This is a genomic window from Maritimibacter sp. DP1N21-5, from assembly GCF_019218295.1.
In the GTDB taxonomy this organism is placed as follows: domain Bacteria; phylum Pseudomonadota; class Alphaproteobacteria; order Rhodobacterales; family Rhodobacteraceae; genus Maritimibacter.
On sequence record NZ_JAHUZF010000006.1, the window covers coordinates 931,301 to 953,555 of the forward strand.

Genomic DNA, 22,255 nt, shown 5'->3' on the forward strand with positions numbered 1-22,255 from the left:
TTGCTTGTGTGTGCTGGTCGCCGAGCCTACCGGGCTTAGCCCTTCTGGATGAAATACCGGACCGAGGAGCCGTCTTCCTCCACGTCGAGGAGCACATGACCCTCCTCGGTGCAGAAATGCGGGACGTCGATGAAGGCGACCGGGTCCGTGGCCATGAGGCAGAGGACCTCGCCGGTCGCGAGGTCACGCAGCGCTTTCTGCGCCTTGAGCACGGGCCAGGGGCAGAGAAGCCCGATCGCGTCGATTTCCTGTGTCACGTCCATCCGGTTTGGGTAGAACGCGGCACCGGGGCTGTCCAGAGGACGCGTTTCACCCTTCAACGAACATGTGACGATTTGGGACCGTGACGGGACCGCCGTGGCGGGATAGGGGAAAGCATGTTCGGAATTGATCTCATCGATGCGAGCCTTCTGCCCGCGCTTCTGATCGCCCTCGTGGCGGGGCTCTTGTCGTTTCTGAGCCCCTGCGTGCTGCCCATCGTGCCACCCTATCTCGCCTATATGTCGGGGGTTTCGGTGACGGAGCTTTCCGAAGGGGCGAAATCGTCGCGCCGGGCGACGGTGGCGGCGCTTTTCTTCGTCATGGGATTATCGACGGTCTTCCTGTTCCTTGGCTTCGCGGCTTCGGCTTTCGGGGCGTTCTTTTTGCAGAACCAGACCATCTTCAACACGCTTGCGGGCGTGGTGGTCATGATCTTCGGGGCGCATTTCCTTGGCATCGTCACGATCCCCTTCCTCAACCGCGAGGCGCGGCTCGACGCGGGGGATCAGGGCGGCTCGGCCTTCGGGGCCTATCTGCTGGGGCTTGCCTTTGCCTTCGGCTGGACACCCTGTATCGGCCCGCAACTGGGTGCGATCCTGTCGCTCGCCGCCTCCGAGGCCAATGTGGCGCGGGGAACGGTTCTGCTCGCGGTCTATGCGCTGGGGCTGGGCGTGCCCTTCCTGCTGGTCGCGGCGTTCTTTCCCCGGATGCGCGGGCTCATGGGTTGGATGAAGCGGCACATGGAGCGGATCGAGCGGATCATGGGGCTGCTCTTGTGGACCATCGGGCTTCTCATGTTGACGGGCGGGTTTTCGTCGTTTTCCTACTGGTTGCTCGAGACCTTTCCGGGGCTCGCCACACTGGGATGATATCGAACGTAGCTTTGCGACGTTCGACCGGCCGGGGAGGCTCTGCCTCCCCGGACCCCTCCGAGGTACTTGTGAAGCGATGAAGGGCACTTCCGGGGCTTATTTGCGCCGGATTTTCGGGGTAGCGTTACGGCAGGGCAAGGTTTGGTTTGGGCATGAAACGCTTCGGTGAGGTGCAGATACGGCGCGACGTGCGGCGGCGGCGGGTGTTCTATATTCCCGGCTATGACCCCATTCACCCCCGCCGGTATCGCGAGCTTTATCGGAGCGAGGGCGCGGCGCAGGCCGGGATTTCTGGATACGAGGTCGGGCTCGTCGGGCGGCAGGGGCGCGGCACTTACGGCTGGACGGTGAATGGCGACATCGAGGGGTTTTCGACCGAGGCCGAGGTCGACGTGCTCGTCTGGTCGGACATCGTGCGCGGGTCGATGGAGCTAGGGATTCTTCAGACCTATGCGCTGATGGTTCGCACGGCATGGACCTATATCGCGAGCGGGGCGCTCCGGCGGCTCATGCGGCTTCGCAAGGGGCCGGTGATGGCGGCGCTCTATCCCGTGGGGATGCTGGTCGTGCAGGCGGTGGTGGCGGGCTTGGTCGGTTGGCTTGTGGCCGTGACGTTCGCCTTGCTCGCGGCATTTGTGGTGGAATCGATCGCGGGGCCGCGGCTTTTCGCTCCGCTTTTCTATGTCGAGCTGCTCGGTGGGCTTGTCATCGGCGCACTTGCGGCCTGGGGCGTGCTTCGATGGTTCAAGAAAAAGGACAACAAGCTCTTCGTCTATTACCTCATGCATGATTATGCTTATTCGGCGCGTGCCAAGGGGGCCAATCCGCCGGAGCTCGAGGCGCGGATGGCGGACTTCGCCGACCAGATCGCCGAGGCGATGACGAGCGACGTGGATGAGGTGCTTGTGGTCGGACATTCCTCGGGCGCCCATCTTGGAGTGTCGATTCTTGCCGATCTGATGCGGGACGGGCGGCTGCCTGAAGAGGGACCGGCTCTCGGATTTCTCACGCTGGGGCAGGTGGTGCCGATGGTCAGCTTCCTGCCCGACGCCGGCCGGCTCAGGCGCGATCTCCACGACCTCGCGCGGTGCGAGCGGATCTTCTGGCTCGACGTGACGGCACCGGGGGATGGCTGCGCCTTCGCGCTCTGTGACCCGGTCGCGGTGTCGGGGGTCGCGCCCGAGGGGCAGCTCTGGCCACGCGTCATCTCGGCGGCCTTCACCCAGACCCTGTCGCCGGAACGCTGGCGCGCGCTGCGCTGGCGGTTCTTCCGCCTGCATTTTCAGTATCTTTGCGCCTTTGACCGGCCGGGCGATTATGATTACTTCCGGATCACGGCGGGGCCGAAGAGCCTCGCGGCCCGGTTCGAGGATCGCAGGCCGTCGAAGAGCCTGATCTCTGCCCCAGTGAACAAGTTCACGAGCATGCCGTCATGACCGCGACACGCCAGCCACCAAAGCCGCCCGCGCGTGCGGGGAAGGTGTCGCTGCGAGAATATGCGCGGCTCTTCCGGGAGGATATCTTGTCGGCGCAGCCGGGGCACCTCTACCGGGCCTGGATGGCCGAGTTTCGCACGCCGTTCTTCCGCTCCTACCTCTGCAACGACCCGAACCTCGTCGATCTGGTCCTGAAGGCGCGGCCCGATGATTTCCCCAAGTCGGACCGGATCCGCGAAGGGCTCGCGCCGCTCCTTGGAAATTCGGTCTTCGTGACGAATGGTGAGACGTGGAAGCGGCAACGGCGGATCATCGACCCGGCCTTCGAGGGCGGGCGGCTGCGCGATACCTTTCCGGCCATGTGGGCGGCGGGCGAGGCGGCCGTGGCGCGGCTGGGCGCAGTTGCGGACGGGACGCCGACCGAGGTGGAGTTCCATACCTCGCATGCCGCGGCGGACGTGATCTTTCGCACGCTGTTCTCGATCCCCATCGAGAACGACATCGCGGCGCAGGTCTTCGACAGGTTCCGGGCGCATCAACGCGCGCAGCCGGTCCTGAACCTCGGCGCCGTGCTGCCGCTCCCGAGGTGGTTTCCCCGGTTCCATTCCCGCGAGACCAAGCGGACAGCGCAGGAGATCCGGGCGCTTATCACTCGGCTCACGACCGAGCGGATGGCGCGGATCGACGCGGGGGATGCGCCGGACGACCTCGCCACCAAGATCATGACGACGGCGGACCCGGTGACGGGCCAACGCTTTGACACCGAGGAGATGGTTGATCAGGTCGCGATCTTCTTCCTCGCCGGGCACGAGACGAGCGCCTCGGCACTCGCCTGGACGCTCTATCTGCTCGCGATGTTCCCCGAGTGGCAGGACCGGGTCGCGGCGGAGGCCGATGGGCTGACCCAGGACTTCGGCGCGGTGTCGCGGCTGCGCGTGGCGCGGGACGTGTTTCGCGAGGCGCTGCGGCTTTATCCCCCCGTGCCGATGATGGTGCGGCAGACGACCTTTCCTGAGGAGTTTCGCGGCCGCGAGGTGGCGAAGGGATCACAGGTGGTGCTGTCGCCCTGGCACCTCCAGCGGCACGAGCGGCTTTGGGACCGGCCCGACGACTTCGATCCGGGGCGGTTCGGGACAGAGAACGGGAAGCAATGCCTGCGCGACGCCTATATGCCGTTCTCAAGCGGGCAACGGGTCTGCACCGGGGCGGGCTTCGCGATGATCGAGGGGCCGCTGCTTCTGGCGCTCTTGGTGCGGGCCTATCGCTTTGACCTGGTCGCCGAACGGCCTGCCATGCCTGTCGCGCATCTGACGGTGCGGGGCAAAGACGGGATCTGGCTGACGATCACGCCGCGCGCCTGAACATGGCAAAGAAAAACGCCCGACGCAGGCGCCGGGCGATTCTTGCTCTTTTCCAGCATCTTAGCCGTCGAAGTCGACTTCCTGCATGAGGCGCAGCGCGGTGGGGCGAGCTGCGGCCAGTTCGGGCAGGCTCAGGTCGTCCGGCGTGAAGCTGCCCCAGCTCTGCACGAGCTCCGAGGCTGCCACATTGGCGTCCACAGGATATTCGCTCACGGCTTCGGCATAGATCGCCTGCGCCTCGTCTGACGCGAGGAACTCCATGAACGCCAGCGCGTCGGCCTTGTTCGGCGCGGCCGCGGTCATTGCGACGCCCGAGACGTTCACATGGGTGCCGCCGTCCTCGAAGGTCGGGAAGACGATGCGCACGGAATTGGCCCATTCGGTCTGTTCCGCGTCGGCCAGCATTTCACCCATGTAGTAGGTGTTGCCGAGCGAGATGTCGCACTCGCCGGCCCAGATGGATTTCACCTGAGCGCGGTCGTTGCCCTGCGGCGTCATTGCGAGGTTGGCCTTGAGCCCCTCGAGCCATTCCTTGGTGTATTCCTCGCCGTGGTGCACGACCATCGCGGCGGCGAGCGCGACGTTGTAGGGGTGGGTGCCCGAGCGGGTGCAGATGCGACCCTGCCATTTCGGGTCGGTCAGATCCTCGTAGGTCGTGATCTCGCCGTCTGCCACACGTTCTTTCGAGGCGTATACGATGCGGGCGCGGGTGGTGAGGGCGAACCACTGGTCATCCTCGGCGCGCAGGTTTTCAGGCACTTGTTCCTTGAGCACAGCGCTGTCCACCGGCTGCGTCACGCCGGCGTCGACCAGTTCCACGAGGCGGGAAATGTCGGTGGTCAGCACGATATCGGCGGGCGAACGGTCGCCCTCGGCCTGCAGCCGCTCGACCATCCCGGTGTTGAGGAAAGCCACGTTCACATTGGTGCCGGTCTTTTCCGTGAAAGCGTCGACCAGCGGCTGGATCAGTTCGGGCTGGCGATAGGAATAGACATTGACGTCGGCGAAGGCGGGCAGGGCCGTAGCGGCAAGCGCGGTCGCGGCGACAGTAGTGCGAAGCATGGTATCCTCCGAATTGCGTTCGCAGGAGGTTAAACCCGACAATTTTACTTTGGTCAATACCTGACAGTCTTAGTCGGATTTTGATTTCGCGACCTTTGAAGCCTTTTCCTCGGCCTTCACGGCGTTCCAGAGAGCGTCCATTTCGTCCAGGTCGCTGTCCTCGGGTCGCTTGCCCATTGCTTCGAGCCGCGATTCGATCCCCTTGAACCGGCGCACGAATTTCGCGTTCGCGCGGCGCAGCGCGGCTTCCGGGTCGATCTCCAGGTGCCGGGCAACATTGGCCATGACGAAGAGAAGATCTCCGAACTCTTCGGTCAGGTCGTCGTGGGTCAGATGGTCGCGGGCCTCCACGACTTCGCGCGTTTCCTCGGCCACCTTGTCGAGCACAGGGCCAAGGTCTGGCCAGTCGAAGCCGACGCGGGCGGCGCGCTTCTGAAGTTTCACCGCGCGCAGGAGCGCAGGCAAGCCCATGGCCACGTCGTCGAGGACACCCGTCGCCTGTTTCGCGGCGCGCTCGGCCGCCTTCAGCGTTTCCCAGTCCTTCGTCTGCTGTTCGGCGGATTTCTCGCGGCTCTCCTCGCCGAAGACATGGGGGTGACGGGCCACCATCTTGTCCGACATCTGGTTCGCCACGTCGTGAAAGCTGAAGAACCCGCGTTCCTCGGCCATCTGGGCGTGAAAGACCGACTGGAACAGCAGGTCGCCAAGTTCGCCTTTGAGCTCGCCCCAGGCCTCGCGCTCGATGGCGTCGGCGACCTCGTAGGCCTCTTCGATGGTATAGGGGGCAATGGTCGCGAAATCCTGTTCGATGTCCCAGGGACAGCCCGTGGCCGGGTCGCGCAGGCGGCGCATGATTTCGAGAAGCCGCGGCATCCCGCCGTCGGGGTCGAAGACGATGTCGTTGGAACGGTCGCGCATAAGGGGCCTCCTGTCGCCCGTTTGGTAACAGTCGGCGTGGCGCAGCGCCACCGCTTGCGGGGGCGCGTGGGCGCTGGCAGGGTGCGGAAAACGCGGTTGCCCTTTAGGAGACGGATATGGCGCTCGAAGATGCGAAGAACGAAATCGACGCGGCCTTCACCAAGGAAAGCCTGAAGGGGCCGGGATTCGAGAACACCTTCTCGGGCGCGACGAGCTTTCTCCGGCGGCGCTACACGAAGGACCTGAGCGCGGCGGACATCGCGATCACAGGTATCCCCTTCGATCAGGCCGTGACCAATCGGCCCGGCACCCGCCTGGGCCCCCGCGCGATCCGCGAGGCCTCGGCGCTGCAGTCGCCCGACGCGCCCTATGGCTGGGGCTTCGACGTCATGAGCGAGTTCGCCATCGTCGATCACGGCGACATGCCCTTCGACTATGCAAAGCCCGCCGATGTGCCGGCGCAGATCGAACGGCACATCTCGAAAATCCTGCTTCAGGATTGCGCCGTCGTGACCCTGGGCGGGGATCATTCGATCACGCTGCCGATCCTGCGGGCCCATGTGGCCAAGCACGGGCGGCTCGCCCTTATCCAGTTCGATGCCCATACCGACAGTTGGGCCGACGACGATCCGAGCCGGGTCGACCACGGCACCTTCGTCTACAAGGCGGTCAAGGAAGACCTGATCGACGTCAAGCGTTCGGTCCAGATCGGGATTCGCACGACGAACGACGACACCCTGGGAATCACCGTGATCGACGCGGCCGAGGTGCACCGGATCGGTTCCGAGGCCGTCGTCGAGATCGTGAAGCAGGTGGTGGGGGATGCGCAGGCCTATCTCACCTTCGACATAGACGCGCTGGACCCGGCCTTCGCCCCCGGCACCGGAACGCCTGTCTGGGGGGGGCTCACGTCCGCACAGGCGGCCGCGATCCTGCGTGGTATGGCCGGGATCGACGTGATCGGCGGGGACGTGGTCGAGGTGTCTCCACCCTTCGACACCACCGGGGCGACCGCCGTGGCCGCCGCCCATGTGGCGACGGAAATCCTGTGTCTCTGGGGTTGGACCCGGCGCTAACCGTTCGTTTCGGTCGACGGGGGAATCCTGACCGTGGGTCCCGGATTGCGCGCGGGACTGGTTCTCGCGCCGGAAAACGCTAGGCTGGCCCCATGGGAAAAGGAGCCTGTGCCATGGGTCTTCGCATCGTTCTGGGTCTTGTCCTGCTCCTCGTTATCGCAGGTGCCTGGGTGCGCTTTGCGCCCTTGCCACAGGGGAGGCTGACGGCCACCCCTGGACCCGACGAGCCGGGCGCCCACAAGCTCACCGGCGGGATCAAGCTCGTCGTGCCGCTCGACACGCTTCCGCCGGATGCGTTCGACAGGCTCCTCGAGGTGGCCGCCGCGACCCCACGGACAGAGCGGATCGGCGAGGGCAGGGACCCGGCTGCCTTCGTGACGCGGTCAAAGCTCTGGCGTTTCCCCGATATCGCGACGATCTGGCAGGCGGAGGGAAACCTCCACGTCTACTCACACCTTGTCTTCGGGCAGGGTGACATGGGGGTGAACGCGGCCAAGGTCACGCGCTGGATGCAGGCGCTGGAAGCGGGCGGCGATGCCTGAGCCCACTGGCGGCGTGCGGGACATCCGATCCGACGTCACTGCGCAGGTTTCGCCGGTCGGACGCCACATTGGAACGTTCTGGCTCATCTCGCAGCGGGCCATGAAGCTCCGGTGGTCGACGGTCAGACAGACAGAAACACCCATCTCGACCCGCGCGCCGGCACGGTCGGTGCAATAGCAGTCGGGATCGGCGCTGGCGGTGCCAGCAATCATCGGCACCCCTGTTGCCAGAGCCAGGCCGACGACATGGACGGCTTTGACAGTCACCGGGAGAGTGTAGCACGTCGGCCCGGCAATCCCCAAGGACGCGTTCGAGGGTCCGCGATCCACCTTGACCTGCCCTGATATCTCGGTAACGAAGCCCGCCATGGTGCCCTTGGACAAACTCGACGCGATCACCCAACGTTTTCAGTTTCTGGAGGCGAAGATGTCCTCTGGCCTCTCGGGCGAGGACATCGCCAAGGTCGGGCGGGAATATGCCGCGCTGAAACCGGTGGTCGAGGAAATCGCGGTCTTTCGCCAGTTGCTCTCGGATATTTCCGAGGCCGAGGCGATGCTGGCCGATCCGGAAATGCGCGCGCTCGCGGAAGAGGAATTGCCGGACCTGCGCGCGCGGCTTCCGGAGATGGAACAGGCGATGCGCGTGGCGCTCCTGCCGCGAGACGAGGCTGACGCGCGTCCTGCCATGATCGAGATCCGCCCCGGCACGGGGGGCGACGAGGCCTCGCTCTTCGCGAGCGATCTGCTTCGGATGTATCAACGCTATGCCGAAGCGCGGGGCTGGACCTTCGACATCCTGGAGCAAAGCCTGACCGAGCTCGGCGGCATCAAGGAAGTCGTCGGCCGGATTTCGGGCGAGAACGTTTTTGCGCGACTGAAATTCGAAAGTGGCGTGCACCGGGTCCAGCGGGTGCCCGAGACCGAAAGCGGCGGTCGCATCCACACCTCGGCCGCGACGGTGGCCGTCCTGCCCGAGGCCGAGGACGTCGATATCCAGATCGACCCCAACGACCTCCGCATTGACACGATGCGGTCTTCGGGGGCTGGCGGGCAACACGTGAACACAACCGATTCAGCCGTGCGCATCACCCATATCCCGAGCGGCATCGTGGTCACGAGTTCCGAGAAGTCCCAGCACCGCAACCGCGAGATCGCGATGCAGGTGCTCAAGACCCGGCTCTATGACGCCGAACGGCAGCGCGTGCACGACGCGAGGGCCGCGGATCGCAGGGCACAGGTGGGCTCGGGGGATCGGTCGGAACGGATCCGCACCTACAATTTCCCGCAGGGCCGGATGACCGACCATCGCATCGGCCTGACGCTTTACAAGCTGGGCGAGGTCATGGCGGGCGATCTGGACGAAATCATCGACGCGCTGACTGAAGCCGACCAGGCGGCGAAACTGGCCGAGATGGAAGGATGAAGCTCATCGACGCGCTGCGGCGCGGGGTGGGGCGCCTTTCCGAGGCTGGAATCGAGGGCGCGAACCGGGATGCCGACCGCTTGCTGGCACATGTGCTTGGGGTCGAGGCCCCGATGGTGCGGCTTGGTGCGTTGCATGCGTTGACGGAAGAGGAAGCGCGCGCCTTCGACGCCGCAGTTGACCGTCGCGTCAAGCGTGAGCCGGTGTCGCGGATCGTCGGGCGGCGGCTCTTCTGGGGCCGCTGGTTCGAAGTCACGCCGGATGTGCTCGACCCGCGTCCAGAGACCGAGGGGATCATCGCTCTTGTGGCAGAGGGTCCCGCCCCGTCACGTCTGCTCGATCTGGGGACCGGATCGGGGATTCTCGCTGTGACGCTTCTGGCCGAATATGAAGCTGCACAGGGCGTGGCGACCGACATTTCCCCCGGCGCGCTGGAGGCGGCGGCGCGCAACGCGGCGATGCACGGCGTCGCAGGTCGCCTCGAATTGCGCCGGTCGGATTGGTTTGCGGGCGTAGAAGGGACATTCGACCTCATCGTATCGAACCCGCCTTATATCGCCGCCGACGAGTTGCCGGATCTGGCGCCGGAGGTGCTCAACCATGACCCGGACCTCGCGCTCACGCCCGGCGGCGATGGGCTGTCGCCCTACCGTGTGATCGCAGGCGATGCCCGTGACCACCTCGAGCCCGGCGGTCGGCTCCTGGTCGAAATCGGTCATCGCCAGGGGGCATCGGTGTGCGACATCTTCCGTCAGGCAGGCCTTGACGCCGTGACGGTTCATCCCGACATGGAAGGTAAGGATCGCATCGTCAGCGCGCTTGCCCCGCGATGATCCGGGCCGAACCCGACGTGCGATCAAGGCCATATCAGCGATTTGGTGCCAAAAAGGCGCAAAAAGACCGCTTATGCCGCCGATATACGCAAAATCCCCTTGTCACGCGCAACGGCGCGTGTTTACTCAAGAACAGCGCCTGATGAGGAAAGTGACCTCTCGGCGCGGCAAGCCGAAAAACCGGACCATTTGGGCGCTGCACGGAGGCAGCGGGGATCGGTAGCCAGAAAAAAGGCTGGATACAGGAACTTATGAGATCGTCTAAATCACGTTCGCGCGGGAAGAATAATCGTAACCGCTCGCCTTCCAACAACCTCAATCGGGTCTTCGACAGTTCGGGTCCCGAGGGCAAGGTGCGCGGAACTCCGCAGCAAATCATCGACAAATACACCCAGCTGTCGCGGGACGCCTTTCTGGGCAACGACCGCGTCGCCGGCGAGAATTTCCAGCAGCACGCCGAGCATTACGCGCGTCTTCTGAGCGAAGCCCAGAAGGACGCCGACTCAAAGCGCCAGAACCAGCAAGGTCAGCAGGGCGGTCAGAACCAGCCCGACACTGACGGAGCCGAAGGTGACGCGACGCAGGGCAATGGTGGTAACGGCGGCAACAACGGTGGGGCGCCGGACGGACGACAGTCCGATGGCCGTCAGAACCGCGACGAACAGCGCCGCCGCGAAAAGCAGGGGCGTCGTGAACAGCAGGAGATGTTCACCGACCCGGGTTCCGCACCGCAGCCCGACGTGATGGACACCAGCGCCGAGGAAGATCAGGACAGCGGACTGGTCGAGACGCCGGAAGAGAAACCGAAAAAGCCCCGCACTCGCAAACCTAGGGCGAAAAAGACCGATGGTGACGGCGCGACCGAAGCCGCCGGCGGCAAAGAGGCGCCGGAAGCCGCGGAATAACGCGGTTTCGGGACCAGAGTTCATGCCCCGGCCAAGCGCCGGGGCATTTGCTTTCGGCCAGGCAGCGCAGGTTGTGAAGCCGAAGGCCCTGCGCTAATCCGGGCGCGTACCCTCTGACACCTCCCCAGACATCCCAAGGAACTGCACATGACTGTCAAACACCGCGTCGTTCTGTCCAGCGACCACGCCGCCATCGACCTGCGTCAGACGATTGCCCGGCATATCCAAGCTCAGGGTCACGAGGTGCTCGACATCGGCCCCACCACGACCGAGAGCACGCATTACCCGCTGCATGGTCAGGCCGCCGCGCAGAAGGTGGTCGCGGGCGAGGCTGATCTGGGGATCATCCTTTGCGGAACGGGGCAGGGCATCATGATGGCCGCGAACAAGGTCGCCGGTATCCGCTGCGGCGTCTGTTCGGACACGTTCTCGGCCCGGATGATCCGTCAGCACAACGACGCCAACATGCTCTCCCTCGGGGCGCGGGTGGTGGGCGAAGGCCTCGCGCTCGACATCGTGGACGCTTATCTCTCGGCAGAGTTCGAGGGCGGCCGCCACGCCACGCGCGTGGACATGATCGAGGGCTGATTGCCGCCACCCGGAACGACGAAGGCCGCCCGGATGGGCGGCCTTTTCATGTGCATCAGCAGATGGCGGTTCAGGCCGTCGCTTTCGCGTTTTCCTTGAGCCAGGTCAGGACCGTCTCGGGCGAGCTTTCGCCGTAGGGGTCTTCGCCGTGGTTGTCGCACATGCCGGGCTCGACGAAGAGCGCTTCGATGGTGCCGTCGTTCACGATGGCCGCGTAGCGCCAGGAGCGGGCACCGAAGCCCAGGTTATCCTTGGCGACGAGCATGCCCATCTCCTTTGTGAACTGGCCGGAGCCGTCCGGGATCACCTTGACGTTTTCGAGGCCCTGGTCGATGGCCCATTTGTTCATCACAAAGCTGTCGTTGACCGACATGCAGTAGATGGCGTCAATGCCTTCCGCCGCGAAGTCGCCGAAGCCTTTTTCAAAGCCCGGGAGCTGGTAGGTCGAGCAGGTAGGCGTGAAGGCGCCGGGGAGCGAGAAGAGCACGACGCGTTTGCCGGCGAAGTAATCGTCGGTGGTCATGTCCTGCCAGCGGAAGGGGTTCGGGCCGCCGACGGATTCGTCGCGGACACGGGTCTTGAAGGTCACGGAAGGGACGCGATCGCCAACTTTCATGGGTGCTCTCCTGAGGTTCGGTTAATCTTGACTGTTCCTGTCGGAATCGCCCGACAGTTTATAACGGTTCTAGATCATACTGCGGGCGCATCCTCAATGCCGCATCTGCAAAATGAACGGGAGGCCCAGGGCCGCACCCTGAACCTCCCTGATTTTGCGCGGTTTTTCAGCGTCCATGCCTGTCGCACAGACGCTGTGCGATCACTTCAGATCGAAGCGGTCGGCCTCCATCACCTTGACCCAGGCAGAGACGAAATCGCAGACGAATTTGCCCTTGGCGTCGTCCTGCGCATAGACCTCGACCAGCGCGCGAAGCTGGCTGTTCGACCCGAAGACGAGGTCGGTGCGCGTGGCTTTCCAACCCTTGTTTCCGGTCTTGCGGTCCACGGCCTGGAAGAACTGGTCGTCCTCGATCGCCTCCCACTTCGTCTCCATGTCCAGGAGGTTCACGAAGACGTCGTTGGTGAGCGCGCCGGGGTTTTCGGTCATCACGCCGTGGCCCGTGTCGCCATGGGTCACGCCCATGGCGCGCAGGCCTCCGACGAGCACGGTCATCTCGGGTGCCGAAAGCCCCAGAAGCTGGGCCTTGTCGACGAGAAGCTCTTCCTGCGACATGGAATACTTCTGCGCCTGATAGTTGCGGAAGCCCTCGGAGTGCGGCTCCAGCGGCTCGAAGCTTTCGACGTCGGTCATCTCTTGCGTCGCGTCGGTGCGACCGGGGGTGAAGCGGACGTCGCAGGGCTCGCCGCCGTCCTTCGCGGCCTTTTCAACCGCCACGACCCCGGCGAGGACGATGAGGTCGGCAAGCGAGATCTTCTTGTCGCCCTTTGCGTCGAAGTCGGCCTTGATGCCTTCGAGCACCGGCAACACCTTGGCCAGCATTTCGGGTTCGTTGGCCGCCCAGTCCTTTTGCGGTGCGAGCCGGATCCGCGCCCCATTGGCCCCGCCGCGCTTGTCGGAGTCGCGATAGGACGAGGCGGAATACCACGCCACCTTGGCCATTTCCTGGACCGAAAGCCCGCTGTCCAGAAGCTTGGCCTTGAGCGCCTTCACGTCGGCCTCGCCCACGAGCGGGTGATCGACGGCCGGAACCGGATCCTGCCAGATCAGGTCCTCGGCGGGCACCTCCTTGCCGAGATAGCGCACCTTGGGCCCCATGTCGCGGTGCGTGAGCTTGAACCAGGCGCGGGCGAAGGCATCGGCGAACTTCTCGGGGTTGGCGTGGAAATCGCGGCTGATCTTGTCATAGGCCGGGTCCATGCGCATCGCCATGTCGGCGGTGGTCATCATGGTCTTGACCTTCTTGCCCTTGGTGTGTGCGGCGGGGGCCATGTGGTCCTCGTCCACGTCCTTGGGCGCCCATTGCTGGGCACCGGCGGGCGACTTGGTCAGTTCCCATTCGTAGCCATAGAGCATGTCGAAATAGCCCATGTCCCACTTGATCGGGTTCGGGGTCCAGGCGCCTTCGATGCCGGACGAGATCGTGTCGTCTCCCATGCCTGAAGCGTGGGTTGAGGCCCAGCCAAAGCCGAGCGCGGTGATGTCGCTGCCTTCCGGCTCTGCCCCGACGAGGGCCGCATCACCCGCGCCATGCGCCTTGCCGAAGGTGTGGCCACCGGCGGTCAGCGCGACGGTTTCCTCGTCGTTCATCGCCATCCGGGCAAAGGTGTCGCGGATGTCACGGGCCGAGGCGAGCGGATCGGGATTGCCGTCCGGCCCCTCGGGGTTCACGTAGATGAGGCCCATCTGCACGGCCGCGAGCGGGTTTTCCAGATCGCGCTCACCCGAATAGCGGCTGTTCTCGCCGCCCGAAACCTCGAGCCATTCCTTCTCGGACCCCCAGTAGACGTCTTGTTCGGGTTCATAAATGTCCTCGCGACCGCCGCCGAAGCCAAAGGTCTTGAACCCCATGGATTCAAGCGCGACGTTGCCGGTCAGGATGAAGAGGTCGGCCCAGGACAGGCTGTTGCCGTACTTCTGCTTGATCGGCCAGAGCAGGCGCCGCGCCTTGTCGAGGTTCACGTTGTCCGGCCAGGAATTGAGCGGTGCGAAGCGTTGCGAGCCGTTCGAGGCCCCGCCGCGACCGTCCGCCGTGCGGTAGGTGCCCGCCGCGTGCCATGCCATGCGGATGAAGAAGGGGCCGTAGTGACCATAGTCGGCGGGCCACCACTCCTTCGAATCCGTCATGAGGGCGGTGAGGTCGGCCTTCACCGCGTCGAGGTCGAGCTTCTTGAAGGCCTCGGCATAGCTGAAGTCCGGGTCCATCGGGTTCGAGGCAGGCGAGAACTGGTGCAGGACTTTGAGGTTCAGCGAATTGGGCCACCAATCGGTGTTCTGGGTGCCGCGCGAGCTTGATTTACCGGTAAATGGGCAGGCGCCCGGTGCTTGTCCGTCCATGAGGATCCTCCGCTAATATGCCGGTTTCCGGCTGTTATGGCTGGGGCACGGCCAAGCGGGAACGCCGCCTGTGCCTCGCCGTGATGTGACCAATCTGGGCGGTCGTCGGGATAAAGGGAAATTGCATGTTCGGATGGAATTGATAATATTTGGTTATGAACATCACGCTCCGTCAGTTGTCCTATCTGGTCGCGCTGGCCGAAGAACGTCACTTCGGGCGGGCAGCGGCGCGGGTGCATGTCACACAACCCGCCCTGTCCACGCAGATCAGGGAGCTGGAGGACCGTCTCGGCGCGCCGCTTATCGACAGAACGGACCGCGAGTTCCGCCTGACGCCGGCCGGGCGCGAGGTGCTGGAAGGCGCACACCGGATCATGGCCGAGGTGGAGCGGATCGAGACCCAGGCGCGCTGGGGCGAGGGGCTCTCGGGTCGGCTGAAGCTCGGCATCATTCCGACCGTCGCGCCCTACCTACTGCCCGTCGCCTTGCCGATGCTCCGGATGCGCGACGTGACGCTCGACCTGCGGCTGACCGAGGCCAAGACAGAGCGGGTGCTGGCGGCGCTGGCCGACGGGCAGCTGGACGCCGCCGTTGTCGCCATCCCCGCGGGCCTGCCGGGGCTGATCGAGCGGCCGCTCTTTCGGGACCGATTCCTGCTCGCGGCGTCCCGAGCCTCGGTCGCCGCGGTGACAGCCAAGGGGCCCGTGCTGCCCGAAGAACTGAACCCCAACGCGCTCCTCCTTCTGGACGAAGGCCATTGCCTTGCCGATCAGGCGCTCGAGGTCTGCGGAACCTCGCGCGGGCAGACGCGGGTGGACCTTCGGGCCTCGTCTTTGCCGACGCTCTGCGGCATGGTCGCGGCGGGTTTCGGCCAGACGCTCTTGCCCGAAATCAGCCTCTCCAAAGAATGCGCCGCCGCGCCGGACATGGACGTTCTGGCCTTTGCTGAACCGCAGCCTGCGCGGACCATCGGCCTCGTGCGGCGCGATCTTGGCGGGCCGGAGGGCTGGTTCAGCGAGTTGGGCGAGATTCTCGCCACGGCGGGCCGGGAACTCCTGGGCCATGACGCCGCCGCATAGCCGTTTCGCGGTGACAATCCACCGCACAGGCGTTAGGAAACAGGGAACTGGAGGACCGTCCATGCGTGATCTCAAAATTCCGACGAGCCGTCATCCCGAAAAGGCGCATCGCCCGGACAATGCCCAGCCCAAGAAGCCGGATTGGATCCGCGTGCGCGCGCCGGGGGGCGAGGGCTATGCCTCGACCGCCCGGATCATGCGTGAACATGGTCTGGCCACGGTCTGCGAAGAGGCCGGCTGCCCGAACGTGGGAGAGTGCTGGAACCAGGGCCACGCCACCATGATGATCATGGGCGAGATCTGCACGCGCGGCTGTACCTTCTGCAACGTGGCCACAGGCCGCCCCGATGCGCTCGACGTCTTCGAGCCGGGGCGCGTGGCGGACGCGGTGAAGAAGCTGGGGCTCAATCACGTGGTCATCACCTCGGTCGACCGCGACGACCTTGACGACGGCGGCGCCGAGCATTTCGCGATGACGATCCGGGCGATCCGCAAGCAGGCGCCCGACACGACCATCGAGATCCTGACGCCCGACTTCCTGAAATGCGGCCCCGACGCCTTGGAGAAGGTCGTGGAAGCTCGCCCCGACGTGTTCAACCACAACCTCGAAACCGTGCCGGGTCTCTACCCCGAAGTGCGCCCCGGAGCCCGCTATTTCCATTCTCTGCGGCTCCTCCAGCGGGTCAAGGAACTGGACCCGATGATGTTCACCAAGTCGGGCATCATGGTCGGTCTGGGCGAGGATCGCCAAGCGGTGCATCAGGTCATGGACGACATGCGCGCCGCCGACATCGACTTTCTGACCATCGGTCAATACCTGCAACCGACGCCGAAACACCATGCGGTGGCCAAGTTCGTCACTCCGGACGAGTTCAAGGGCTACGAGAAAGCGGCCTACGGCAAGGGCTTCCTCATGGTTTCAGCGACCCCGTTGACGCGGTCGTCCTACCACGCAGGCGACGATTTCGCACGGATGCGGGCGGCACGGCAGGCCAAGGTCAACCGCGCGTGACGGAAGCGGAGATCGAGGCCTATGCCCGCAAGATCCTGAGCGAGCAGGCCTTCAGCCAGATGCTCGGCGTGGAACTGGTCTCGATCGCGCGCGGCAGGTCCGAATTGCGGATGCCGATCACCAACAGCCACAAGCAGCACATGGGGTTCACCCATGGCGGCGCGGTCGCGAGCCTGGCCGATATGGCGCTGGCCTATGCCGGCGGGCCGATGATGGGCGGCGGCGCGGTGACGCAGGAGTTCAAGATCAACTTCCTGCGCCCGGGCATCGGCGAGACCCTGATCGCACGGGGCGAAGTGATCGGTGCGGGCAAGATGCAGGCCGTCGTGCGCGCCGATGTTCTGGTGCTTGCCGAAGGTGCGGAGAAACTCTGCGCCACAGCCCAGGGCACCATCATGAAGGCTGCGCCGTAACCGCGACGTCGGGCGCCTAGTTTCCGGCCCAGGCCTGAACCGTGCGGCGCGTGCCCCATTGGTCGACGTAGGAGCCATCAGCCGCCCGCGCCGCGACATATCCGTTGGCCGAATAGAAATTGCCGTCCATGCTGGTGTAGACCACGCCGTTGTTGCCCGGCGACATGAGCGGGTTGTCGAGGTTGAAGCCGGCGGGCGCATCGGCGCGGGCGGCCGAGAGCGAGATCTGTCGGGCGAGCGCGTCGTTTCCGCCTGCCTGCGATGCCCCGATCCCCCAGTAGTTGCCGGCGTATTTGCCGGACCAGTTGGTCCAGTCGCCCGCTGTATAGGAGGGCACGGAAGGCGTTTCGGGTTCGGTCTCCTCTCCTTGTTCTTCAGCCGGTTCCTCTTCGGTTTCGGTCGCGTCCTCCCCGGAAGAACCCCCTTCGGTCTCCGGGTCAGCACCTTCGGCTTTTCCTGCGCCGACATCCAGGGCAGCGAGGACCTCGGAGACCCGGGTGCCGACGGACCCGACCCCTCCCGCCACGCTGGCGAGCGTCGTTCCTCCCATCAGGACGATGGCGGCGGTCAGGACGACCCAGTCGACGGTGACGGCGCCGCTTTCGGAGCGGAGAAAATGCAAACGGTCGGGCATGTGGAAGCCTCGGGGCTAAATGGTGGGGCAGCATAATTCGTTGTTGCGGCTCTGGATGCGCACGGTTCCGGGCGGAAATCGCCCCGGTTTGAGAAAAAATCATGATCAAGATGTCCCTTTTCGCGGCACTGGACGTGGGGCCACAACAGAGGCCAGGCGTTTCACTTATTGTCTCACAAGTCGGACCAGTCGACGCGCTTGACGCCATTGCACTGTCTTGTCCATTCTGACCCTGCGAACAGGGCAACCTTTCGTGTGGGAGGACAGCTTGACCGAAACCAAGACGGTGGCCCAGACCGAGGCCGCGCCGATGCCCGCGATCGGGCCCGTGACGCTGTCGGACATTCCGGACATCCTCGCCTTGGGTGTGCGGGACTTCCTGCGCGCACCGGTTCTTGGGCTTGCCTTCGGCGCCTTCTACACGGTCGGCGGGTTGATCCTTCTGTGGCAGTTCGAGGCGATGGACCAAAGCTACCTCGTCATTCCGGTCGCCTTCGGCTTTCCCCTTCTGGGCCCCTTCATCGCCACCGGGCTATACGAGATGTCGCGCCGGCTGGAATACGGCATTCCCTTCCGCCCGCGCGAAGTCCTGGGCGTGATCTTTCGCCAGAAGGACCGACAGATTCCTTCCATGGCTGTCGTGGTCATCATGATCTTCCTGTTCTGGGTCTTCCTGGCCCACATGATCTTTGCGCTCTTCCTCGGGCTCATGCCGATGACGAACATCCTGTCGGACTGGCAGGCGACGATCTTCACGCCCGAAGGGATCAAGATGCTGGGGTTCGGAACTCTGGTGGGCGCGGGCTTTGCCTTCGTGCTTTTCGCGCTCACGGTGGTGAGCCTGCCGCTTCTTCTGGACAAGGAGATCGACTTCATCTCGGCGATGATCGTGAGCTTTCAACTCGTCATGGTGAACACCGTGCCGATGCTGGTCTGGGGCCTCGTGATCGCGGTGCTGCTCTTTCTGGCGATGCTTCCGGTCTTTCTGGGCCTGATCGTGGTGCTTCCGGTCCTGGGACATGCCTCCTGGCACCTCTACCGCCGCGCCTTGATCCATCCTGACGCCTGAGCCGATGGACGTTCTCTGCCAAGTGCCGCATACAGGGCGCGACAGATGCATGGAGGTGCCGCGATGGGGTCATCGCTCAATTTACCCGGGATCGGGGAAGATCGTCTCGCCGCGCTCGAGGCCGAAGCCTCTGCGCAGGGGGTGAGCGTCGAGGCGCTGGTCCTGACGTGGATCGACCAGGGCCTCTCGCGGAGCCGAGCCGAGCGGGACAGGGCGGACCGGGCGCAGACATCACCAGACGCGAAGGACGGACTCTACAGCCACGGGACGAGCCTCGGGCGCTTCGTGAAGGACTGAGCGCCGGTTCGCTTCCCCCGGGAACGACCAAGGCCGCCCGAGGGCGGCCTTTTTCATTGAATGACGCTACGAAGTGGCCCGGGTCAGCCCCGTGTCAACCCTGCGCGGGCTTCGGCGCGGCGGCCTGCGGCTGCGGCGCGGGCTTCTGGCTGCCACCTTCGAGGGGGTTGTCCTGACGCTGGACCGACCCTTCGAAATGCGCGCCGCTCTCGATGGCGATCGTCTTGTGGATAATGTCGCCTTCGACACGGGCGGTCGAGGTCAGGCGCACCTTGAGGCCACGCAGACGGCCCACGATACGGCCATTCACGACCACGTCGTCGGCGACCACTTCGCCCTTCACGGTCGCACTTTCGCCTACGGTGAGCTGGTGGGCCCGGATGTCGCCCTCGATGGTGCCTTCGACGAGGATGTCGCCGGTCGAGCGCAGGTTGCCCACAACATGAAGATCGGAGGACAGGGTCGAAGCCGGCGGTTTCGCCTTGGGGGCGGTCGACGCCGGGGCAGAGGACCCGCCCATCAGCGGCATGGACGGTTTGGGCGCGGTGCCTTCCGGTGCCTTGGCGTCGGTTTCGCCCGCCTTCGGGCCGGGTTCGTTGATACGGCTTTTAGAAAACATTTCGTCCTGCCTGAATGTAGGTCATCGGGTTGATCGCGTTACCACCAACGCGGATTTCGTAGTGAAGATGCGGTCCCGTGGACCGGCCGGAATTTCCCATATCACCGATAAGGTCGCCGCGCGAGACCCTTTGGCCCTTGTTGACGCGAATGCGCGACATGTGACCATAGCGCGTTTCGATGCCGAACTCGTGCTGAATCTTCACCAGACGGCCATAACCGGACTGCCAGTCGGCATGGGTGACGACGCCGTCGGCAGTGGCATAGATCGGTGTGCCCACGGGGCCGGCCATGTCGGTGCCGGCATGGAGCCTGCCCCAGCGGGAACCGAAGCCGGAGGTGTAGCGGAAGGAACCGGGGCGCAGCGGCATGTAGAAGGGCAGCTTCTCGGCCGCAATGCGATAGATGTTCATCCGGTCGAGCTCGCCCAGGATGTTGTTGGCGCGCGCCATGTCGCTGTCGGCGGCGCTCCCCTTGGTCGAGAGGATCATCGGCATGAGCGGACCGCCTTGTCCGGAATAACCGCGCCGAACTGTGGCGAGGATGCTGTCGGTGGACATGCCCGCCGCCGAGAACATCTTGTCGAGTGGTTCGAGGCTCACCGTCACCGCATCTTCAAGCTGGCTGAAGATCTGGTTGTTGCGCTCGTCGCGCAGGCGCGCCTCGTAGATCAGTTCGTCGGTCGCCTCGCGGGCCTCGCGGGCTTCGGTGCGGGCCGCGTCCCGTTCGGCCGACGTCATGTCGAGGGCTTCGGTCAGGGCGGTCACGGTCTGGGAAAGGTCCGGGCCGGCGGCCATCTGGAAGCTGCCGGCAGGAACCTCGCCACCATTCTCGGCGAGCATGGCTTCGACCGAGCCGCGCGCCGCGTCGCGTTCGTTCATGGTCCGACGCAGGGTCGACTGGATGACGTTGATCCCGGTTTCGAGCTCGCGGCGCCGTTCTTCGGACGACAGAAGCTCAGACTGCATATCGGAAATCTGGGCGAGGGCGAGGTTGAAGCGCTCCTGTGCTGCGGCGGCTTCGGCTGCGCGAGTATCACGTTCGGTTGCGAGAATCTGCAGACGTTCTTCATACAGGCGCTGTTCGCGCTGGGTCTGCTCACGCACATTCCCGGACCCGATCGAATCCATGATGAGTACGGCGGTCGCAATGATGGCCCAGGCCACGAAGGCCGCCGAAACGGTCCAGGCTATGAGCTGTGTGAGCGGCGAGAGGATGACGAAGCGGGTGCCTTGTTCGGATCTCAGGAAAAGCCGTTGTTCCGGGAAGCTCGTTTCGAGCTTTCGGTTCATATCGTGTCCGAGCTTGTTCAGCACTGTTCTACCGTTCGTTGCCCCATATCCCAGCGCATGCGGAACCCGACGGTGCCGCATGCTTGGGGTTCTCTAACCTGCCATGTTGGATTGGTGCAAGGAATTTGGCCCAAGTCGGCCGAGACCCGCTGTCGCAGGCGGCAGATGTTCGCCGATCTCAGGAGGCGGCAAGGGGCCAGTAGAAATCGGGCGGTAGACCCGCTTCAGCGCGCTTTTCCTCGTTGAAAGGCGGCTTCAGCGCCCCGTGGAAATAACGCCGGACAAGGTCGTGAAACGCCACTTTCGGATCGAGGTCTTGGCGACCGCAAAGGAAGTGGAACCACTTCGAGCCATAGGCCACATGGGCGACTTCCTCGGCATAGATGACCTCGAGCGCGGTCACCGCCTTGGCGTCCTGCGCGCGGGTGAAGGTCGCGATCATGGCGGGCGTCACATCGAGACCGCGCGCCTCCAGCACCATGGGCACGACCGCCAGGCGACCGAGGAAATCCCGCGCGGTATCGGTGGCCGCCTGCCACATACCGGCATGGGCGGGCAGGGCGCCGTAGTAGCTCCCCAGGTTCTCCAGCGCGTCGCAGACGAGCCCGAAGTGCTTGGCCTCTTCGTCCGCCGCCTTTACCCAGTCGTCATAGAACCCGAGCGGCATCGGCGTGTCCGCGAAGCGTGGGATGATGTCCCAGTGGAGGTCGACGGCATTGAGCTCGATATGGGCGATTGCGTGAAGGATGGCCTTGCGCCCCTCGATACTGCCGGGGCGGCGCCTTGGCACGTCGCGCGGATCGAGGAGGTCGGGTTTGGTCGGCCGCGCCGGGCGGTCGGGCGGCGTGGCCCGACCGATGGGAATGGAGGTTCCTGTTTCGCGTGCCGCGAACCACGTTGCGGCATGACGGCGCGACAACGCGGCCTTTTCGCGTCCGTCGGCGGTGGACAGAACCTCGACTGCCATGTCCGACAGGGTGATTGCCGTCCGGTGGCTCACAGGGCGCGAACCGCGGCGAGCACGTCGTCCGCGTGACCGTCCACCTTCACCTTGTCCCAGACCTGCGCGATTTTCCCGTCGGGCCCGATCAGATATGTCGTGCGGGCGATGCCCATGAAGGTCTTGCCGTACATTTTCTTCTCGCCCCAGACCCCGTAGTCTTCACAGACGGTGCCCTCGGCATCCGACAGGAGCGCCGTGGCAAGCTCTTCCTTCTTCGCGAAATTCGACTGTTTCTTGACGCTGTCCTTGGATACCCCGATCACGACCGCGCCGGCCGCCTCGAAATCACCGAGCTTGGCGGTGAAGTCCCGCGCTTCCAGTGTGCAGCCGGGGGTTGAAGCCTTGGGATAAAAGAAAAGGACCACGGGCTTGCCGGCGAACTGGGACAATTCCACCAGATCGCCCGACTGGTCGGGAAGGGCGAACTCAGGCGCTTTCGCGCCGACCTTCAACAGCGATTCCGTCATTTCCTTCACAAGCTCCTTTGCATCTCGTAAGCACCTGACCTAGACATTTCCGACGCCGTTTTGAAGACGGCATGAACCCCC

General features: G+C 64.6%; 24 protein-coding genes. 14 read left to right on the forward strand and 10 right to left on the reverse strand.

The annotated features are described in order from the left end of the window. Window positions 1-35: 35 nt before the first annotated feature. Window positions 36-263, reverse strand: coding sequence for a sulfurtransferase TusA family protein (locus KJP29_RS12260; protein ID WP_218464939.1), 228 nt, complete (start codon window positions 261-263; stop codon window positions 36-38). A gap of 114 nt (window positions 264-377) precedes the next feature. On the opposite strand from KJP29_RS12260, the gene KJP29_RS12265 reads away from it, so the two are divergent. The 3 genes from KJP29_RS12265 (at window position 378) to KJP29_RS12275 (ending at window position 3,930) form a co-directional block, all read left to right on the forward strand. After that, on the forward strand, window positions 378-1,130 hold the full coding sequence (locus KJP29_RS12265) for a cytochrome c biogenesis CcdA family protein (protein WP_218463829.1): 753 nt from the start codon (window positions 378-380) through the stop codon (window positions 1,128-1,130). Window positions 1,131-1,285: 155 nt separating this feature from the next. Continuing rightward, the gene (locus tag KJP29_RS12270; RefSeq protein ID WP_218463830.1) at window positions 1,286-2,569 is read left to right on the forward strand and encodes a hypothetical protein; all 1,284 of its coding nucleotides are present in this window, start codon (window positions 1,286-1,288) and stop codon (window positions 2,567-2,569) included. Continuing rightward, the gene (locus KJP29_RS12275) at window positions 2,566-3,930 is read left to right on the forward strand and encodes a cytochrome P450 (protein WP_218463831.1); all 1,365 of its coding nucleotides are present in this window, start codon (window positions 2,566-2,568) and stop codon (window positions 3,928-3,930) included. The genes KJP29_RS12270 and KJP29_RS12275 overlap by 4 nt, the downstream gene beginning before the upstream one ends. A 60-nt stretch (window positions 3,931-3,990) precedes the next feature. Here KJP29_RS12275 and KJP29_RS12280 read toward each other — a convergent pair whose 3' ends face one another. Together KJP29_RS12280 and mazG are read right to left on the reverse strand one after the other, a co-directional pair. Further along, window positions 3,991-4,992: a Fe(3+) ABC transporter substrate-binding protein gene (locus KJP29_RS12280; RefSeq protein ID WP_218463832.1), complete on the reverse strand. Its 1,002-nt coding sequence runs from the start codon at window positions 4,990-4,992 to the stop codon at window positions 3,991-3,993. A gap of 69 nt (window positions 4,993-5,061) precedes the next feature. Further along, window positions 5,062-5,910, reverse strand: a complete 849-nt coding sequence (gene mazG / locus KJP29_RS12285) for a nucleoside triphosphate pyrophosphohydrolase (RefSeq protein ID WP_218463833.1) — start codon at window positions 5,908-5,910, stop codon at window positions 5,062-5,064. A gap of 116 nt (window positions 5,911-6,026) precedes the next feature. Here mazG and speB point away from each other — a divergent pair, with 116 nt between their 5' ends. The 6 genes from speB (at window position 6,027) to rpiB (ending at window position 11,277) form a co-directional block, all read left to right on the forward strand. After that, a complete protein-coding gene (gene speB, locus KJP29_RS12290; protein ID WP_218463834.1) occupies window positions 6,027-6,986 on the forward strand; it encodes an agmatinase in 960 nt (319 codons plus the stop codon). 113 nt (window positions 6,987-7,099) lie between these two features. Next, window positions 7,100-7,528 (forward strand): DUF1499 domain-containing protein, encoded by a 429-nt coding sequence (locus KJP29_RS12295; protein ID WP_218463835.1) that lies wholly within the window; start codon window positions 7,100-7,102, stop codon window positions 7,526-7,528. A gap of 367 nt (window positions 7,529-7,895) precedes the next feature. Further along, window positions 7,896-8,951, forward strand: a complete 1,056-nt coding sequence (gene prfA, locus KJP29_RS12300) for a peptide chain release factor 1 (RefSeq protein ID WP_218463836.1) — start codon at window positions 7,896-7,898, stop codon at window positions 8,949-8,951. Further along, a complete protein-coding gene (prmC, locus tag KJP29_RS12305) occupies window positions 8,948-9,784 on the forward strand; it encodes a peptide chain release factor N(5)-glutamine methyltransferase (protein ID WP_218463837.1) in 837 nt (278 codons plus the stop codon). The genes prfA and prmC overlap by 4 nt, the downstream gene beginning before the upstream one ends. A gap of 251 nt (window positions 9,785-10,035) precedes the next feature. Continuing rightward, on the forward strand, window positions 10,036-10,689 hold the full coding sequence (locus tag KJP29_RS12310; RefSeq protein ID WP_218463838.1) for a DUF4167 domain-containing protein: 654 nt from the start codon (window positions 10,036-10,038) through the stop codon (window positions 10,687-10,689). Between the two features lie 147 nt (window positions 10,690-10,836). Beyond that, window positions 10,837-11,277, forward strand: coding sequence for a ribose 5-phosphate isomerase B (rpiB, locus tag KJP29_RS12315; protein ID WP_218463839.1), 441 nt, complete (start codon window positions 10,837-10,839; stop codon window positions 11,275-11,277). Window positions 11,278-11,347: 70 nt separating this feature from the next. On the opposite strand, the gene KJP29_RS12320 is transcribed toward rpiB, so the two are convergent. Next, the gene (locus KJP29_RS12320) at window positions 11,348-11,893 is read right to left on the reverse strand and encodes a peroxiredoxin (RefSeq protein ID WP_218463840.1); all 546 of its coding nucleotides are present in this window, start codon (window positions 11,891-11,893) and stop codon (window positions 11,348-11,350) included. 201 nt (window positions 11,894-12,094) lie between these two features. Further along, window positions 12,095-14,290 (reverse strand): catalase/peroxidase HPI, encoded by a 2,196-nt coding sequence (gene katG, locus KJP29_RS12325; protein ID WP_218463841.1) that lies wholly within the window; start codon window positions 14,288-14,290, stop codon window positions 12,095-12,097. 155 nt (window positions 14,291-14,445) lie between these two features. On the opposite strand from katG, the gene KJP29_RS12330 reads away from it, so the two are divergent. The 3 genes from KJP29_RS12330 to KJP29_RS12340 all read left to right on the forward strand — a co-directional run bounded on the left by KJP29_RS12330 (window position 14,446) and on the right by KJP29_RS12340 (window position 16,794). Then, window positions 14,446-15,369: a LysR substrate-binding domain-containing protein gene (locus KJP29_RS12330; RefSeq protein WP_218463842.1), complete on the forward strand. Its 924-nt coding sequence runs from the start codon at window positions 14,446-14,448 to the stop codon at window positions 15,367-15,369. A gap of 61 nt (window positions 15,370-15,430) precedes the next feature. After that, window positions 15,431-16,381, forward strand: coding sequence for a lipoyl synthase (lipA, locus tag KJP29_RS12335; protein ID WP_218463843.1), 951 nt, complete (start codon window positions 15,431-15,433; stop codon window positions 16,379-16,381). Beyond that, the gene (locus KJP29_RS12340; protein WP_218463844.1) at window positions 16,378-16,794 is read left to right on the forward strand and encodes a PaaI family thioesterase; all 417 of its coding nucleotides are present in this window, start codon (window positions 16,378-16,380) and stop codon (window positions 16,792-16,794) included. The genes lipA and KJP29_RS12340 overlap by 4 nt, the downstream gene beginning before the upstream one ends. Before the next feature lie 16 nt (window positions 16,795-16,810). Here the strand turns inward: KJP29_RS12340 and KJP29_RS12345 are convergent, their stop codons facing one another. Then, window positions 16,811-17,428 carry a hypothetical protein gene (locus KJP29_RS12345; RefSeq protein ID WP_218465008.1) on the reverse strand — a complete coding sequence of 206 codons (618 nt, stop codon included), beginning with the start codon at window positions 17,426-17,428 and terminating at the stop codon, window positions 16,811-16,813. Between the two features lie 268 nt (window positions 17,429-17,696). Here KJP29_RS12345 and KJP29_RS12350 point away from each other — a divergent pair, with 268 nt between their 5' ends. After that, window positions 17,697-18,497, forward strand: a complete 801-nt coding sequence (locus KJP29_RS12350) for a DUF2189 domain-containing protein (protein ID WP_255553599.1) — start codon at window positions 17,697-17,699, stop codon at window positions 18,495-18,497. A gap of 63 nt (window positions 18,498-18,560) precedes the next feature. Beyond that, window positions 18,561-18,794: a hypothetical protein gene (locus KJP29_RS12355; RefSeq protein ID WP_218463845.1), complete on the forward strand. Its 234-nt coding sequence runs from the start codon at window positions 18,561-18,563 to the stop codon at window positions 18,792-18,794. A gap of 94 nt (window positions 18,795-18,888) precedes the next feature. On the opposite strand, the gene KJP29_RS12360 is transcribed toward KJP29_RS12355, so the two are convergent. From KJP29_RS12360 to bcp, 4 genes are all read right to left on the reverse strand, one after another. Further along, entirely contained in the window at window positions 18,889-19,413 is a 525-nt protein-coding gene (locus KJP29_RS12360) for a polymer-forming cytoskeletal protein (RefSeq protein ID WP_218463846.1), read from the reverse strand. Next, window positions 19,403-20,704 (reverse strand): M23 family metallopeptidase, encoded by a 1,302-nt coding sequence (locus tag KJP29_RS12365; protein ID WP_218463847.1) that lies wholly within the window; start codon window positions 20,702-20,704, stop codon window positions 19,403-19,405. Before KJP29_RS12365 ends, KJP29_RS12360 begins: the two co-directional genes overlap by 11 nt. Window positions 20,705-20,882: 178 nt before the next feature. Continuing rightward, the gene (locus KJP29_RS12370) at window positions 20,883-21,671 is read right to left on the reverse strand and encodes a ferritin-like domain-containing protein (protein ID WP_218464941.1); all 789 of its coding nucleotides are present in this window, start codon (window positions 21,669-21,671) and stop codon (window positions 20,883-20,885) included. 29 nt (window positions 21,672-21,700) lie between these two features. After that, window positions 21,701-22,174, reverse strand: a complete 474-nt coding sequence (gene bcp / locus KJP29_RS12375) for a thioredoxin-dependent thiol peroxidase (RefSeq protein WP_218463848.1) — start codon at window positions 22,172-22,174, stop codon at window positions 21,701-21,703. Between the last annotated feature and the right edge of the window lie 81 nt (window positions 22,175-22,255).